This window comes from Rhodoferax sp. (assembly GCF_023700745.1).
Classification (GTDB): domain Bacteria; phylum Pseudomonadota; class Gammaproteobacteria; order Burkholderiales; family Burkholderiaceae_C; genus Rhodoferax.
Window position 1 is genome coordinate 1 of the sequence record NZ_JAMPYG010000017.1, and the last position, 13,384, is coordinate 13,384.

At 58.1% G+C, this 13,384-nt stretch carries 15 protein-coding genes; 14 read left to right on the forward strand and 1 reads right to left on the reverse strand.

Annotation, left to right across the window (positions count from 1 at the left end; all coding sequences use genetic code 11):
* The 13 genes from NDJ10_RS12555 to NDJ10_RS12615 all read left to right on the forward strand — a co-directional run.
* Window positions 1-171, forward strand: a 171-nt coding sequence (locus NDJ10_RS12555; protein ID WP_296162897.1) for an NAD(P)H-dependent oxidoreductase, incomplete at its 5' end; no start/stop codon positions are given.
* A gap of 181 nt (window positions 172-352) precedes the next feature.
* The gene (locus tag NDJ10_RS12560; protein WP_296162743.1) at window positions 353-991 is read left to right on the forward strand and encodes a Rieske 2Fe-2S domain-containing protein; all 639 of its coding nucleotides are present in this window, start codon (window positions 353-355) and stop codon (window positions 989-991) included.
* Window positions 992-1,086: 95 nt separating this feature from the next.
* Window positions 1,087-1,854 carry a ParA family protein gene (locus NDJ10_RS12565; RefSeq protein ID WP_296162746.1) on the forward strand — a complete coding sequence of 256 codons (768 nt, stop codon included), beginning with the start codon at window positions 1,087-1,089 and terminating at the stop codon, window positions 1,852-1,854.
* 264 nt (window positions 1,855-2,118) lie between these two features.
* Window positions 2,119-3,717, forward strand: a complete 1,599-nt coding sequence (locus NDJ10_RS12570) for a tetrathionate reductase family octaheme c-type cytochrome (RefSeq protein WP_296162748.1) — start codon at window positions 2,119-2,121, stop codon at window positions 3,715-3,717.
* Between the two features lie 14 nt (window positions 3,718-3,731).
* Window positions 3,732-4,352, forward strand: coding sequence for a cytochrome b/b6 domain-containing protein (locus NDJ10_RS12575; RefSeq protein WP_296162750.1), 621 nt, complete (start codon window positions 3,732-3,734; stop codon window positions 4,350-4,352).
* A 44-nt stretch (window positions 4,353-4,396) separates the two neighbouring features.
* Window positions 4,397-6,208 (forward strand): DUF3373 domain-containing protein, encoded by a 1,812-nt coding sequence (locus NDJ10_RS12580; RefSeq protein ID WP_296162752.1) that lies wholly within the window; start codon window positions 4,397-4,399, stop codon window positions 6,206-6,208.
* 37 nt (window positions 6,209-6,245) lie between these two features.
* On the forward strand, window positions 6,246-6,566 hold the full coding sequence (locus tag NDJ10_RS12585) for a hypothetical protein (protein ID WP_296162754.1): 321 nt from the start codon (window positions 6,246-6,248) through the stop codon (window positions 6,564-6,566).
* A gap of 98 nt (window positions 6,567-6,664) precedes the next feature.
* The gene (locus tag NDJ10_RS12590) at window positions 6,665-7,714 is read left to right on the forward strand and encodes a rhodanese-like domain-containing protein (protein ID WP_296162756.1); all 1,050 of its coding nucleotides are present in this window, start codon (window positions 6,665-6,667) and stop codon (window positions 7,712-7,714) included.
* Window positions 7,715-7,718: 4 nt separating this feature from the next.
* Window positions 7,719-8,288: a rhodanese-like domain-containing protein gene (locus NDJ10_RS12595; RefSeq protein ID WP_296162759.1), complete on the forward strand. Its 570-nt coding sequence runs from the start codon at window positions 7,719-7,721 to the stop codon at window positions 8,286-8,288.
* Window positions 8,285-8,758, forward strand: coding sequence for a DsrE family protein (locus tag NDJ10_RS12600; protein WP_296162765.1), 474 nt, complete (start codon window positions 8,285-8,287; stop codon window positions 8,756-8,758). The genes NDJ10_RS12595 and NDJ10_RS12600 overlap by 4 nt, the downstream gene beginning before the upstream one ends.
* Window positions 8,759-8,884: 126 nt before the next feature.
* Window positions 8,885-9,583 (forward strand): ribulose-phosphate 3-epimerase, encoded by a 699-nt coding sequence (rpe, locus tag NDJ10_RS12605; protein ID WP_296162767.1) that lies wholly within the window; start codon window positions 8,885-8,887, stop codon window positions 9,581-9,583.
* Window positions 9,583-10,272, forward strand: a complete 690-nt coding sequence (locus tag NDJ10_RS12610; RefSeq protein ID WP_296162769.1) for an HAD-IA family hydrolase — start codon at window positions 9,583-9,585, stop codon at window positions 10,270-10,272. Before rpe ends, NDJ10_RS12610 begins: the two co-directional genes overlap by 1 nt.
* A 74-nt stretch (window positions 10,273-10,346) precedes the next feature.
* Complete coding sequence (locus NDJ10_RS12615) at window positions 10,347-11,540, forward strand: phosphoglycerate kinase (protein WP_296162771.1); 1,194 nt, start codon at window positions 10,347-10,349, stop codon at window positions 11,538-11,540.
* Window positions 11,541-11,600: 60 nt separating this feature from the next.
* Here NDJ10_RS12615 and NDJ10_RS12620 read toward each other — a convergent pair whose 3' ends face one another.
* Window positions 11,601-12,209 carry a DUF1499 domain-containing protein gene (locus tag NDJ10_RS12620; RefSeq protein ID WP_296162773.1) on the reverse strand — a complete coding sequence of 203 codons (609 nt, stop codon included), beginning with the start codon at window positions 12,207-12,209 and terminating at the stop codon, window positions 11,601-11,603.
* 110 nt (window positions 12,210-12,319) lie between these two features.
* Here NDJ10_RS12620 and NDJ10_RS12625 point away from each other — a divergent pair, with 110 nt between their 5' ends.
* Window positions 12,320-13,381 (forward strand): ABC transporter substrate-binding protein, encoded by a 1,062-nt coding sequence (locus NDJ10_RS12625; protein WP_296162775.1) that lies wholly within the window; start codon window positions 12,320-12,322, stop codon window positions 13,379-13,381.
* The last annotated feature ends 3 nt before the right edge of the window (window positions 13,382-13,384 follow it).

Here is a 13,384-nt window from a genome sequence, read left to right on the forward strand (position 1 = left end):
GAGGGCGGTCAGGCCATGGAGCACCAGGAGAGCTATCTCAAGGTGGTGTTTGGTTTCTTTGGCGTCACCGATGTGCGCATTGTGCGCGCCGAGGGTCTGGCCATGGGGGATGCGCCCAAGGCCGCTGCGTTGAGCGCCGCTCGTGCCGATTTGGAACTCGCTACGGTTTAAAACGCCTGTTCCAGTTGATGCAAAGAGGTCCACCCGCTGGGGTCGACCTCTTTTTTTATGTGCTGTCAACCAAAAAAAACCATCTCGCCACACCAGCATCTGTGCACCCGTATTGGAGTCCGTTGACGGCATGTACTATTGGTTTTAAAACCTGATTTTCAACGACCCGAGGAGTTTCATCGTGAGTGACGCACTGAACTATTTGCTTAAGGCACGGCCCGAAACCATGGGCCATTATTTTGCTTTTCTGAAAGACAGTGGCAAGTACCTCGATCCCAAAACCCGCAACCTGATTTCGGTCATTACCAAGGTCCACGCCCAGACTGACCGTGGTTTTCGCCAGTATCTGGGTCGCGCCCTGCGCGAGGGCTGCAGCCCGATGGAGGTGCTCGATGCGCTGCTGATGGCATTCCCGGCGCTCGGACTGGCCAAGATCATCTGGGCTGTGAACATCATTCTCGACATGAACATCCCGGGTTTTGCACCTGAGGTCATCACCCAATTGGTACCAGCGCCAGGGGAGTGGCGCGATGTCATGGCGGCCAAGGACGTCGCTGACGGCGAGGTCACACGTACCGAGTGCCAGGGGCGCGGCCTGTTCATCTACCGTAACACCAAGATGTACAAAGTCTATGACAGCCACTGTCCGCATCAGAACACCGACATCACCCAGTTGGCCGTCACGGGCACGACCATGACCTGTCCCAAGCACCAATGGCAATTTGATGCCAAAAGCGGCGACTGCATCAAAAAAGGCAAGACCTCGCTCCAGCGCATCGAATCCAAAGTGGTCAAAGGTCGTTTGCTGGCATTTTGGTAAATCGGAGTCGTGCCGGTTGCCAGGCGAGCAACCAAAGTCACGGACAATCGCGCCTATTCACGCTGACTGTTCAGTTGCCTCAAAGGAGTTGATTCATGCCGATCGTTGTGTTCAATCAAAAAGGGGGGGTGGGCAAGTCCACCATTACCTGCAATCTGGCGGCCATCAGCGCCAGCCAGGGTCTGCGCACCCTGGTCATCGACCTCGATCCGCAGGGCAACTCCACAAGCTACTTGCTGGGCGACACGGCCGTCGACGGGCAGCCCAGCGTGGCCGGTTTTTTTGAGCAAACCCTGAGCTACAGTTTTCGCAACGTGCCAGCGACGGACTTTGTGGTTGAAACACCATTTGAAAACCTTGATGTGATGCCGTCCAGTCCGGCGCTCAATGAACTGCTGGTCAAACTGGAATCACGTCAGAAAATCTACAAACTGCGCGAAGCCCTGGTGCAACTGGCCCAGACTTACGACCGCATCTACATCGACACGCCACCGGCGCTGAATTTCTTTACCCGGGCCGCGCTGATTGGCGCCACCGGCTGCCTGATCCCGTTTGATTGCGACAGCTTCTCACGCCAGGCGCTCTATGCACTGATGGACAACGTGCAGGAAATCCGTGCTGACCACAACCCCGATCTCCAGATTGACGGCATTGTGGTGAACCAATTCCAGGCCCGCGCCAACCTGCCCCAGCGCATGGTGGCCGAACTGATCGAAGAAGGCCTGCCGGTACTGCAACCGTATTTACCTTCGTCAGTGCGGATTCGCGAGTCACATGAGCAGTCACTGCCCATGATCCACCTGGATCCGAGCCACAAAATTACCTTGGCACTGGTGGAGTTGCACGACGGTCTGCGGGCTTAGAGGGCAGTTCTGTGCTTGTTGCCGACATTTCATGCCGTACCAGCGCGGCGTACTGATGCCTGGCAAGGCAGAGGATGTTGTCCTCCTTCAATCGCTGTCAGACCATCATCAATTCAAATGTTTATATTTTTGAATATTTGGATTTACTGATTTAAATCAATTAGGGTTTCCACTAATGCCTCAACAATGCCGTTACGACTTTTGAACGGCATTGTGTATTGAAGATTGGATGCGCACAGGCCGTTCCTTTACGAGGGAAAGGCAATGTCACTCCATCATTTTTTGAAAACGGTTTTTGTCGCGATGCTGTTCGCCGGTGCCCTGGTGCAAGCGGCGACAGACACGAGCGCCGCAACAGAGGCCAGGTCCACCGCCGATCACAGCAAGTTTTCAGCATTGGCGGGCCCCTTTGATTCCGGCCCGGCCGTCACCAAAGCCTGTCTGAGCTGTCACACCGAGGCGTCCAGGCAAATCCATCAAACACAGCACTGGAAATGGGAATACAAAAACCCCAAAACCGGCCAGCTGCTAGGCAAAAAACACGTCGTCAACAACTTCTGCACCTCGGTCAGGTCCAACGAAGCTGCGTGCAACAGCTGTCACATCGGGTATGGCTGGAAAGACGATACGTTTGATTTTGCGTCCGAAGAAAATGTGGACTGCCTGGCGTGTCACGATGCCACAGGCAAGTACAAAAAGCCATCAGGCTTTGCCGGCAACCCGGTGGCCAAAGACACCGAGTTTCCACCTGGCTCGGGCAAGATCATCCGTGGCATCAATCTGGCCGAGATTGCCCAAAAGGTGGGTGCCACAAAGCGCACAACCTGTGGGTCATGCCACTTCAATGGCGGCGGCGGTGATGGCGTGAAGCACGGTGATCTGGATACCTCGCTGGAAGCGCCAGACAAGGAACTGGATGTGCACATGGACGTGGATGGCAACAACTTCAGTTGCTCGACCTGCCACAAAACCGAAGGCCACCAGGTGCCAGGCAGCCGCTATGCGCCAACGGCCCAGGACAAGGCGCCAGCCCATCTGCGTGGCAAGGCCGACACCAGCAATCCGGCCACCTGCCAGTCCTGCCATGGTCAGGCACCGCACAAGGTGGCCCTGGTCAACGACCATACCAACAAGCTGGCTTGCCAGACCTGCCATATCCCGGCGTATGCCCGTGGCGGGCAACCCACCAAAATGACTTGGGACTGGTCAACCGCAGGCAAGCTCGATAAGGACGGCAAGTTCCAGACGCTGCGTGACGAAAACGATTACGACACTTACATGACCATCAAGGGGGATTTCAAGTGGGCAGAGAACGTCACGCCTGAATACGTCTGGTTCAACGGCACGGTCAACTACACGCTGATGGGTGACAAGATCGAGAAGGCCAACGAGCCGATTCAGATCAACCGCTTCGAAGGCAGTGCCACCGATGGCAAGTCGATGATCTGGCCAGTCAAGGTGTTCCGCGGCAAACAGCAATACGACCCCGTGAACAAATCGCTGGTGATTACCCACCTGGCGGGCAACGACGACACCGCCTACTGGAAAAACCTGAACTGGGTCAAGGCCGTCGAGGTGGGCATGGCCAAAGGCGGTGTGAAGTTTTCCGGTCAGGTGGATTTCATCGAGACCGAGAGCATCTGGCCGATCACCCACATGGTCGCGCCCAAGGACAAGGCCCTGGGTTGCGCCGACTGCCACGTCAGCAACGGCCGTCTGGAAAAAGTCGATGGCATCTATATGCCTGGTCGTGGCCGCGACCACGCACCCTGGCTTGAAATCGGTGGCTGGTTGCTGGCCGCACTGACCCTGCTCGGTGTCACAGGCCATGGCCTGATTCGCATCCTTACTCGCAAAAACTAAACCGGAGAACCATCATGGCACGCGTTTATCTCTTTAAACCCTTTGAGCGGTTCTGGCACTGGGCGCAAGCGGCACTCATTATCACCATGCTGGTGACTGGTTTTGAAGTGCACGGCACGTACCAGCTGTTTGGCTTTGGCAAGGCGGTGGACTACCACACCCTTGCCGCCTGGACCCTGGTGGGCCTGTGGATTTTTGCCATCTTCTGGCATATCACGACCGGTGAGTGGCGGCAGTACATCCCCACCACGCAAAAAATGCTGGCGGTGGCCAGCTACTACTCGTCTGGCATCTTCAAGGGAGAAGAGCATCCCTACAAACCGACGCCGGGCAAAAAGCACAACCCGCTGCAACGCCTGACCTACCTGGCCGTGCTGACGCTGCTGAGTCCCTTGATCTGGGTCACCGGCGGCTTGTATCTGTTCTATGCCGATTGGCCCCGGCTGGGCCTGAGCGGCCTGAGCCTGCAATGGGTCGCCACCGGCCACACGCTGGGCGCCTTTTTGATGCTGGCTTTTCTGATTTCGCACCTGTATCTGGCCACCACCGGCCACAAGATCACCTCGCAGGTCATGGCCATGATTACCGGTTGGGAAGACCTGGGGGACGACGCTGCACCTGGCAAAAAACATTAACGCAGCAAGCAAATCTTTGTTGTTTCAATCTTTAGGAGCTATCCATGGACAAGAGGTTTCAGAAAAAACTGTTGGTTGCATTGATTGCCGGCATGTTGATGCCGATGGCGGCTTACGCCTCCGAGGCAGATCTGTTGAAAAAAATTGAAGCGCTGGCGCAGCAAAATGAACTGCTGGCGCAGCAATTGCAGGCGCTCAAGGGACAGGTACAGGCCAATGAGGCCAAGGCAGCCGCACCTGTTGCGCCAGTGGTGGCCAACAATGATGCGGCGATCGAGGCGCTCAAAAGCCAGGTCAAGCAGCTTGAAGGCAAGTCGCTCGGTAAATGGCTGACGGTGGGTGGCGACTACCGCTTCCGTTACGACTACCTGGAGGGCCAGACCAAAACCTTCACCGATGTGGCGGGCACCTTTGCCAATGCGCAGAACCAGTTGCAAACCGAGTTCTTCGCCAACCCGGCTGCGGCTTCCAGCCTCAACCCGGGATGGACTTCGGCGCAAGCCCTGTCCGGGCTGATGGGCTTCGCCCAAGGCATGAACGCCGTGGGCACTTACGAACAGGCGGCGGCCTTCCTGGTCGATCCGATGAACGCCGGCATGGTTGGCGCCATGGGTGCGTTTGCCAAGACCGTTCCCGCCTACAAGCCCAAGAACACCAGCTTGATGACGAACCGCTTCAACCTTGACCTCAACGCCAAGGCCACGCAGGACGTCAGCGTGACTGCGCGCCTGGCCATGTACAAGGTGTTTGGTTCGCAAAACGACGGTGCCGTCATGAACGCCGGCTCGGCCCCGTTCTTTGCCGACCGTACCGGTGTCTTTGACGGCACGCTGAGCCATGTACCATCGACCAGCGATCTCAATGTCGACCGCATCTATGCGACCTGGAGCAATATTGCCGACAAGGAAATCTGGTTCTCGGTCGGTCGTCGTCCATCAACCGAAGGCGCCCCCAGCAACCTCAAACTGAACAAGCCGCGCCCGGGCACAGGCGGCGTACCTTCCCTTCTGGTGGACTATGCCTTCGACGGCCTGACCCTGGGTTATGCACCTGAAATCGATTCATTGCCAGGCGCCTATGCCAAGTTTTGTTATGGTCGCGGTTTCGAGAGTGGTTACAGCAATGTTGCAGGCAATTCGCTGGCCGACACCGACATGGTGGGTATCTCGGTAGTCCCGATCGACACCGATCCGCTGCGCGTCTGGCTGCAATGGAACCGTGGCACGCACATCTTCGATGCGCCGACCATGAACAACACCTACTTCGGCGACACCGCCAGCAAGGCCGACCTGGGCGACATTGACTGGTTGGGTGCAGGCTTCATGAGCACGTACAAGAACGTGGGTTCCGGCATGCTGCATGTGTTTGGCGAAGTGGCGGTGAGCAAGACACACCCCAACAACAATGTCTCGGCGCAAAACGGCTTCCAGGGTCTGCTGACCGGCGGCTTCTTCAATCCTGAAGCGCCGTCGGACAAGACCGGTACCGGCATCGCCCTGGGCGTGCGCTACGACCTGCCGTCGAAGGATAAATTCGGTTTCGAATACAACCACGGCTCCAAGAACTGGATTCCATTCTCGCCCGCGGCTGACGACATGTGGACCGCCAAGGCCGGTACCCGAGGCAGCGTGGTCGAGGCCTACTACATCAAGGATCTCGATCTGGCGCCGATTTCCTCCTTCTTCAGCAAAGCTTTCTTCCGCCTGGGTGTGCAGCGCTACAACTTCGACTACACCGGCAGCAACAACTGGGTCGGTGCCCCGGTAAGCATCGGTGATGTCAATGGCCAGATGTCGACCTTGACGCCGCTGGAGAATGCCACCAACGTTTACGCCACCTTTGAAGTCAAGTTCTGATCGTTTTTTATCTCATTTTTTTAGCAGGAGTCTCATCATGAAAATCAAATTCTCAACCCTGATCGTTACTGCCGTGCTCGGCTTTTCCGGTGCGGCCTTCACTGCCAATGCTTTTGCCGAAGAGGGCAAGTTGGTTGGGCCGATTACCAAGATCACGATGGCTGCCGACGGCAAGTCGGCCACCGCCGTTCTGAAGGATACCAAGGCTGGCGCATCTGTCACCATCACCATCACCGATGACCTGACCCTGGATAAATTCAAGGACAAGCGCATTGTGGAAGGTGATGAAATCCGGGCACGCTATGAAAAAGATGGCAAAAACACCAGCAAGTCATTCAAAAAGACCGCTGGCTGCTGATCTGCGCCAGGCAAGACACCGCCGGTTGCGTCTCCTGACCGGTGGTGTACTGACTTCTTAAAAGGGAGACAAGTGTCTGAATTCCAAGGAGTGATGTCATGAAACGCATGTTGTGGACATTGGCCCTGTCGGGCGCGCTGGCTTTCAGCGCGTTGGCAGCAGATGTCAAGGTTGAGGCCGACGAAGTGGTCAATGACCAGATGGTGAGCTTTTATGAGCAAGGCGCCATTGGTAAAACAGTCTGGGTGCTGGACAGTCGACCGCCTGGCAAATTTATCGCAGGGCACATTCCGGGAGCGATCAACCTGCCGCTGGATGTGCTGAAAAAAGACCCGGCGGCCAGCGTCGAAAAACTGGCCATTCCAAAGACCGGCAAGCTGGTCTTTTACTGCGCCGGCCGCGAGTGCACTTTGTCGGTGGACTCGGCTGCCGTGTTCAGGGCAATGGGCTATACCGATGTCTGGGTTTACCGCAACGGCGTTCCGGGCTGGAACCAGAAAGCCCAACCCCTGATGGCAACTGAAGCCTTCCTGAAAAAAGGCAACCTGATCCTGCTCGATACCGCACCAGGGCAAAGCACCATCGTCAGTGCCAATAACCAGACACTGCAACTCTCGCTGGCCGACCTCAAGGACAGCAAGGGTCAGGGCGCGCTCGCGAAATTATCCAAAAATGCGCCCTTGGTGGTGCTGGAGCGGGGAAACATGACGGCGGCCAATGAGGCGTTGGACATGCTGCGCGAATACGATTTTCGCCGTCTGGCTTACTTCCCGATCAGTGCGTGGAAGGGTTCTCTTGGCGCTGCACCCGCCCTCACGCAAGTGAGCTGGGCACCCATTTATGCGCCCGGTCAAGTGGCACCGAAAGTCTTTGAAGAGGCGGTGATGGCTGGCAAGTTCATCCTGGATGTGCGCCCGGCTGCGGACTTTGCCCGGGGTCACTTCAAAGGCGCGGTGAACCTGCCCATTGAGGACATGGAAAAGGACTTTGCCAAGATCCCCAAAGACGTTCCCGTGTTTGTCAACTGCGCCACCGGTGCCAAGAGCACCAAGACCTATGACATTCTGGGCCGCAAGGGTTACACCAACATTGCCTACCTGGATGCCGAAATCTCCTGCAAGGGTGAAGCCTGCGTCATCAAGGAGTGAGCTGATGCGGTCGGCCCGGCTGCTCATGCTGTCGTCTGTGTTGCTGACGCCAGCATGGGCTGGCGAACCGGAGCTGCTACGGCTGATGGGGCAGGCGCAGCAGTTCATTGTTCAGACGGCCGCTGGCCCTGTCACCATCACCCGCAGCAAGACAGCCTGCGCCTATCCGAAAGGGGTTTTGCAGCCGCTGGTGCCCTTGCCCGGAGTCACCCCAGTGACCGAAATTGAGGTGCTGCATGCGCTCAACAATCCTTCGGTCATGGTGATTGATATGCGTGACGAAGACGAACCGCTGAAAGCCACCATTCCCAACACATTTCACATTCCGTACAACGAGATTGAGGACCGGCTGGACCAACTGGGGTGCGGACGTCGCGCAGACAAGTCGTGGGACTGTTCTGCTGCCGTCAACATCATCGCGTTTTGTTATGGTCCCATGTGCTTGCAAAGTCCGGCCGGCATCAGAAATCTCGTCCACATGGGTTACCCGGTAGAAAAAATCTCCTATTACCGTGGCGGCATGATGGACTGGGAAGCACTGGGTTTGACAACGGTGAAGGGGAGTCGGCCATGAAAATAAGTATCAGATTCGTCTGGATGATAGCTTTTTTCTGGATGGCATTCGCACCGGCCCTGTATGCGGCAGACCAGCCCGACGACCGCGATGCGCTGCGAGGCCTGACATCTGCCAAGGTGGTGTTCGACGTGCGCGCGCCCGACATCGACAAGCTGGTTTTCAATTTGGGCTTGATCAACGAGACGTATGACGGTCTGGTTGCCCAGGGGGTCAAACCCAGCATGGTGGTGGCTTTTCGTGGCCCGGGCGTTCATCTGTTGGCCAGTGCAGCACCCGATGCCGAGGCCCATGAACTTTTCAAGGCGCTCACAGCCCGGGGCGTGCGATTTGAGGTCTGTTCCGTCGCGATGCGTATTTTCAAGGCTGATCCGGCGCTCCTGATCCCGGGGGTCAAGCTGGTCGGCAATGTCTTCAATTCAATGATTGGTTACCAGACCAAGGGCTATGCCCTGATTGCCATCAACTGAGGTGCCGCCTGGCGCTTCAAGTTCATGCACGGTGGACGTGCGCATTTTTCCGTTCAGAAGGGGCGTCAAATTGCGCTGAAACTATATTACTCTCGAGCTTTCCCAAATTTACAGAAAGCCCCTGCCATGAGTTTTGTCCCCATCTTGCGTTTGGCCCCCAGCATCTTGTCGGCTGACTTTGCCCGTCTGGGCGAAGAAGTCCGCGCCATCGAAGCGGCCGGTTGCGACCTGGTGCACTTTGACGTGATGGACAACCACTACGTGCCCAACCTGACCATCGGGCCACTGGTGTGCGAGGCGATTCGTCCGCATGTGCGCATCCCGATCGACGTGCATTTGATGGTGGAGCCGGTCGATGCCATCATTCCGCTGTTTGCCAAGGCCGGTGCGAACATCATCACGTTTCACCCCGAAGCCTCCAGGCATGTGGACCGCAGCCTGTCGATGATTCGCGAGCTGGGTTGCAAGGCCGGCCTGGTACTCAACCCCGCCACACCGGTAGACTGGCTCGACCATGTCATGGACAAGCTCGACATGATTTTGCTGATGAGCGTCAACCCCGGTTTTGGCGGCCAGAAATTCATTCCTTCCACGCTGTCCAAGTTGCGCCAGGTGCGGGCAAAAATTGACGCCCATGTGGCCGCTGGCGGTCAGCCGATCTGGCTCGAAGTGGACGGCGGTGTCAAGACCGACAACATTGCCGAGATTGTGGCCGCTGGTGCTGACACCTGCGTGGCTGGCAGTGCCGTGTTTGGCGCGCCCGATGCCGACGGCGGCTACAAGAACGTGATGCAGGCGTTGCGACAGGCTGCCCATCCGCAATGATGGAACGCACTTTTGACCTGATCCTGTTTGACCTGGATGGCACGCTGGTGGAGACCGCGCCTGAAATCATGGACGCGGTGAATGACACCCTGGACCGGTTCAAGTTGTCGCCGGTGACCCAGCAGCAGGTCAATGACTGGATCGGTCACGGCACCCTGGCGTTGCTGGCGCAGGCGCTGGCTGATCGCAGCGGCATGACGATCGAGGTGGCGCGCAGCAGCGAACTGCTGCGCCAGATGGTGCCGATCTACGATGGTTTTTACCAGCAGCGCTGCGGCACCCGCAGCCATCTCTACCCGCAGGTGCGTGAAACCTTGCAAGCCTTGCGCGCCCAGGGCGTCAAGCTGGCAGTGGTGACCAACAAGGAAAGTCGCTACACCCAGGTGGTGCTGGCTGTGCACCAGCTCGGCCTCCTGTTTGACGAAGTGGTCAGTGGCGACACCTTTCCCACCAAAAAACCTGATCCGGTGGGTGTGGTGCATTGCCTGGCGCAATTCGGCATGGCCAGGGGGCGCACCCTGTTTGTTGGCGACTCCAGCATCGATGCGGCCACCGCACGCAACGCGGGGGTGACGGTGTGGCTGCTGCCCTATGGCTACAACATGGGTGAGCCGATCGGGGCCTGTGCGCCCGACCGGGTGATTGCAGACTTTTCATCATTGCTGAATCCCCTTGCTATTCAGGTTTGATAAATAGCCGCCTGAAGCTGATCCGTGATTGATTTTGGACTGAAAATAGGCACTCAACAAGGAGTAAAGAAAGCATGAAAGTTTTACGTTTTGCTGATGTGATCGCCAGCGGCTTTGCCAAGGGCAAACGGGTGTTTATCCGCGCCGACCTCAATGTGCCGCAGGACGACGCAGGCAACATCACCGAAGACACCCGCATCCGCGCCAGCGTGCCCTGCATCCGGATGGCGCTCGATGCCGGCGCTGCGGTGATGGTCACCAGCCACCTGGGCCGCCCGACCGAAGGAGCCTTCAAACCTGAAGACTCTTTGGCGCCGGTGGCCAAACGCCTGGGCGAACTGTTGGGCCGCGAGGTGCCCCTGGTGGCCAACTGGGTCGACGGCGTGGCGGTGCAACCCGGTCAGCTCGTGCTGCTGGAAAACTGCCGGGTCAATGTCGGTGAAAAGAAAAATGCGCCCGAGCTGGCCAAAAAGCTGGCTGCCCTGTGTGATGTGTTTGTGCACGACGCCTTTGGCACCGCGCACCGCGCTGAAGGCACCACCTACGGCATTGCCCAGTTCGCCCCCATCGCCTGCGCCGGCCCCTTGCTGGCCGCCGAGATTGACGCCATCAACCTGGCCCTGGCCAACCCCAAACGCCCGCTGGTGGCCATTGTGGCCGGCTCCAAGGTGTCGAGCAAGCTGACCATTTTGCAGGCGCTGGCCAAAAACGTGGACCAGCTCATTGTGGGTGGTGGCATTGCCAACACCTTCATGCTGGCCTCGGGCCTGAGCATCGGCAAGAGTCTGGCCGAACCGAGTCTGGTGGGCGATGCCAAGGCCGTGATCGACGCCATGAAGGCACGTGGCGCCGAAGTGCCCATTCCCACCGACGTGGTGACCGCCAAAACCTTTGCCGCCGATGCCGTGGCCACCGTCAAGCCAGCCACCGAAGTCGCCGACGATGACCTGATTCTGGACATTGGCCCGGTCACGGCCGCCAAGCTGGCGCAGCAACTCAAGGCGGCCGGCAGCATCGTCTGGAACGGCCCGGTGGGGGTGTTCGAATTTGCCGCCTTCGAGAACGGTACCAAGGTCATTGCGCACGCCATTGCCGAGTCCCCGGCTTTCAGCATTGCCGGCGGCGGCGACACGCTGGCGGCCATTGCCAAGTACGGCATAGAGAAAGACGTGGGCTACATCAGCACCGGCGGCGGCGCATTCCTTGAGGTGCTGGAAGGCAAGACCCTGCCGGCCTTCGAGATCCTGCAAAAGCGCGCCGCGGGCTAAGTTGGCGCAAGCGGCCGCTGGTGCGTTTTGGGTGCTGGTTCCCCCGGGCCGTGCGCGTTTTCAGCGGGCACTGCCAAAGCGCACCGAGAACGCCGTCATGCGTGCGCGGTTCTTGCCAAAATCGTAGCGCCCCAATAAGGATTGCGAGCGGAAATTGATCTGGCCGGACTCGGCGTCCAGCACAAAATCGACCTGGTCCCGAAAGCCCAATGGCGTGGTGAAAATCACCTCCAGCCAAAGCGGGCTGCTGCGCACGATGGTTGCCTCAGGATGACTGGCCAGGGTGGTGCGCAGCAAGGCCATGCCTTGGGCCGCACTGCCGGCATAACGCAGCGCAGGCAGGCCGCTGCCTTCCAGCGAATTCACGCAGTTGCTGCTGCGCGGGCAGCGCAGGTCGGCGGGGTGTGCCTCAGGTCCAAGCCTGATTTCTGGACCGGCCTCCTGCACCGAACAAGCGGCAAGCAGGAGTGCGAGCAGCAGCATGCGGGTGCTCATCAGGCGTGCGCTGGGGCTCAAGATGGCAGGGTGGTTCATGCGTGGGCTTGTCATGTGTTTGCCGTATTTTGCGTCAGGCGCGTGTCCATTGCGCCAGCGTGGGTAGCCCAGTTCGCCATTGATGCGATGGCGGCGCGCTAAAGGTGGCCACTGAATTTCGAACTGCCGAGCCATGTTGACTTCTATAATTCCACAATACTTCAAAGGTTTATGTGAATCCCAAGCTTTTCTCGGGTAGTAAACATGTTGGTGCGTTGCTTCTAAGCTTGGTCATTTCGAGTCTTTTGGCCGCCTGCCATACGCGTGAACCCATCCGTCTGGGTTTTATAGGCGGGCTTTCCGGGCGCGTTGCTGATCTTGGCATCGGTGGGCGCGATGGTGCCCTGCTGGCCGTTGAGTTGCGCAACACATCGGGCGGCGTTGGCGGCCGGCAGCTTGAGTTGATCGCCGAAGACGACCAGCAGGCGACTGACATCGCCAGGCAGGCGGTGGCGCGGCTGATTGACAACAAAGTAACGGCCATCATCGGGCCGATGACCAGTGCCATGGCGGTCGCCACGGTGCCATTGGCCAACACGGCCCAATTGTTGATGCTCAGTCCTACGGTTACCACCACTGATTTGGCTGGTATGGATGATTACTTCTTGCGGGTCATCAATTCGACCACCAACTATGCAAGCAAAAGTGCCAATTACCATTTTGCTGAGCAGGGCAGTCGTCGTATCTCCGTGACTTACGACTTGCGCAACCAGGCCTATGCTGAAAGTTGGCTGAACGATTACCGCAAGGAATTTGAAGCTGCAGGGGGTGCCCTCGTGGCGGTTGTGCCATTCAGTTCCAGCGATGACTCCAACTTTTCAGCGCTGGCGCAGCGGCTGCTTCAGCCGCGCCCTGACGGTGTGCTGATTTTGGCCAACTCGGTTGATACCGCCATGCTGGCCCAACAAGTGCGCAAGCGGGATGCCGTGGTCCACATCAATGCCAGTGAGTGGAGCGCCACCGAGCGCCTGATCGAACTCGGTGGCAAGGCTGTCGAAGGGATTGTGATCGCCCAGTTCATTGATCGTGAAAGCCAGCAAGCTTCCTATATGGCTTTCAAAAAAGCGTATCTGGCGCGTTTCAAGCGTGAGCCTGGCTTTGCGGGATTGCTCGCCTTTGATGCCACCAACGTGGTGCTCGACGGGCTGGCAGCCCAAACTTCTGGTCAAACGCTCAAGCAAGCGATTTTGGCGCGCCGGGAGTTCGCCGGTGCCCAGTCACGGATAAGCTTTGACGCCTACGGCGATGCGGTACGCGACACTTATCTGACGACCGTTCGTCATGGTGCTTTTGTGCGGTTGCAATAGCTT

Coding starts and splice junctions, on each gene's coding strand:
- NDJ10_RS12565 (WP_296162746.1), top strand. CDS start 1,087: ATGCCGATCGTTGTGTTCAATCAAAAAGGGGGGGTGGGCAAGTCCACC.
- rpe (WP_296162767.1), top strand. CDS start 8,885: ATGAGTTTTGTCCCCATCTTGCGTTTGGCCCCCAGCATCTTGTCGGCT.
- NDJ10_RS12575 (WP_296162750.1), top strand. CDS start 3,732: ATGGCACGCGTTTATCTCTTTAAACCCTTTGAGCGGTTCTGGCACTGG.
- NDJ10_RS12615 (WP_296162771.1), top strand. CDS start 10,347: ATGAAAGTTTTACGTTTTGCTGATGTGATCGCCAGCGGCTTTGCCAAG.
- NDJ10_RS12570 (WP_296162748.1), top strand. CDS start 2,119: ATGTCACTCCATCATTTTTTGAAAACGGTTTTTGTCGCGATGCTGTTC.
- NDJ10_RS12590 (WP_296162756.1), top strand. CDS start 6,665: ATGAAACGCATGTTGTGGACATTGGCCCTGTCGGGCGCGCTGGCTTTC.
- NDJ10_RS12580 (WP_296162752.1), top strand. CDS start 4,397: ATGGACAAGAGGTTTCAGAAAAAACTGTTGGTTGCATTGATTGCCGGC.
- NDJ10_RS12600 (WP_296162765.1), top strand. CDS start 8,285: ATGAAAATAAGTATCAGATTCGTCTGGATGATAGCTTTTTTCTGGATG.
- NDJ10_RS12595 (WP_296162759.1), top strand. CDS start 7,719: ATGCGGTCGGCCCGGCTGCTCATGCTGTCGTCTGTGTTGCTGACGCCA.
- NDJ10_RS12585 (WP_296162754.1), top strand. CDS start 6,246: ATGAAAATCAAATTCTCAACCCTGATCGTTACTGCCGTGCTCGGCTTT.
- NDJ10_RS12620 (WP_296162773.1), bottom strand. CDS start 12,209: ATGGCTCGGCAGTTCGAAATTCAGTGGCCACCTTTAGCGCGCCGCCAT.
- NDJ10_RS12610 (WP_296162769.1), top strand. CDS start 9,583: ATGGAACGCACTTTTGACCTGATCCTGTTTGACCTGGATGGCACGCTG.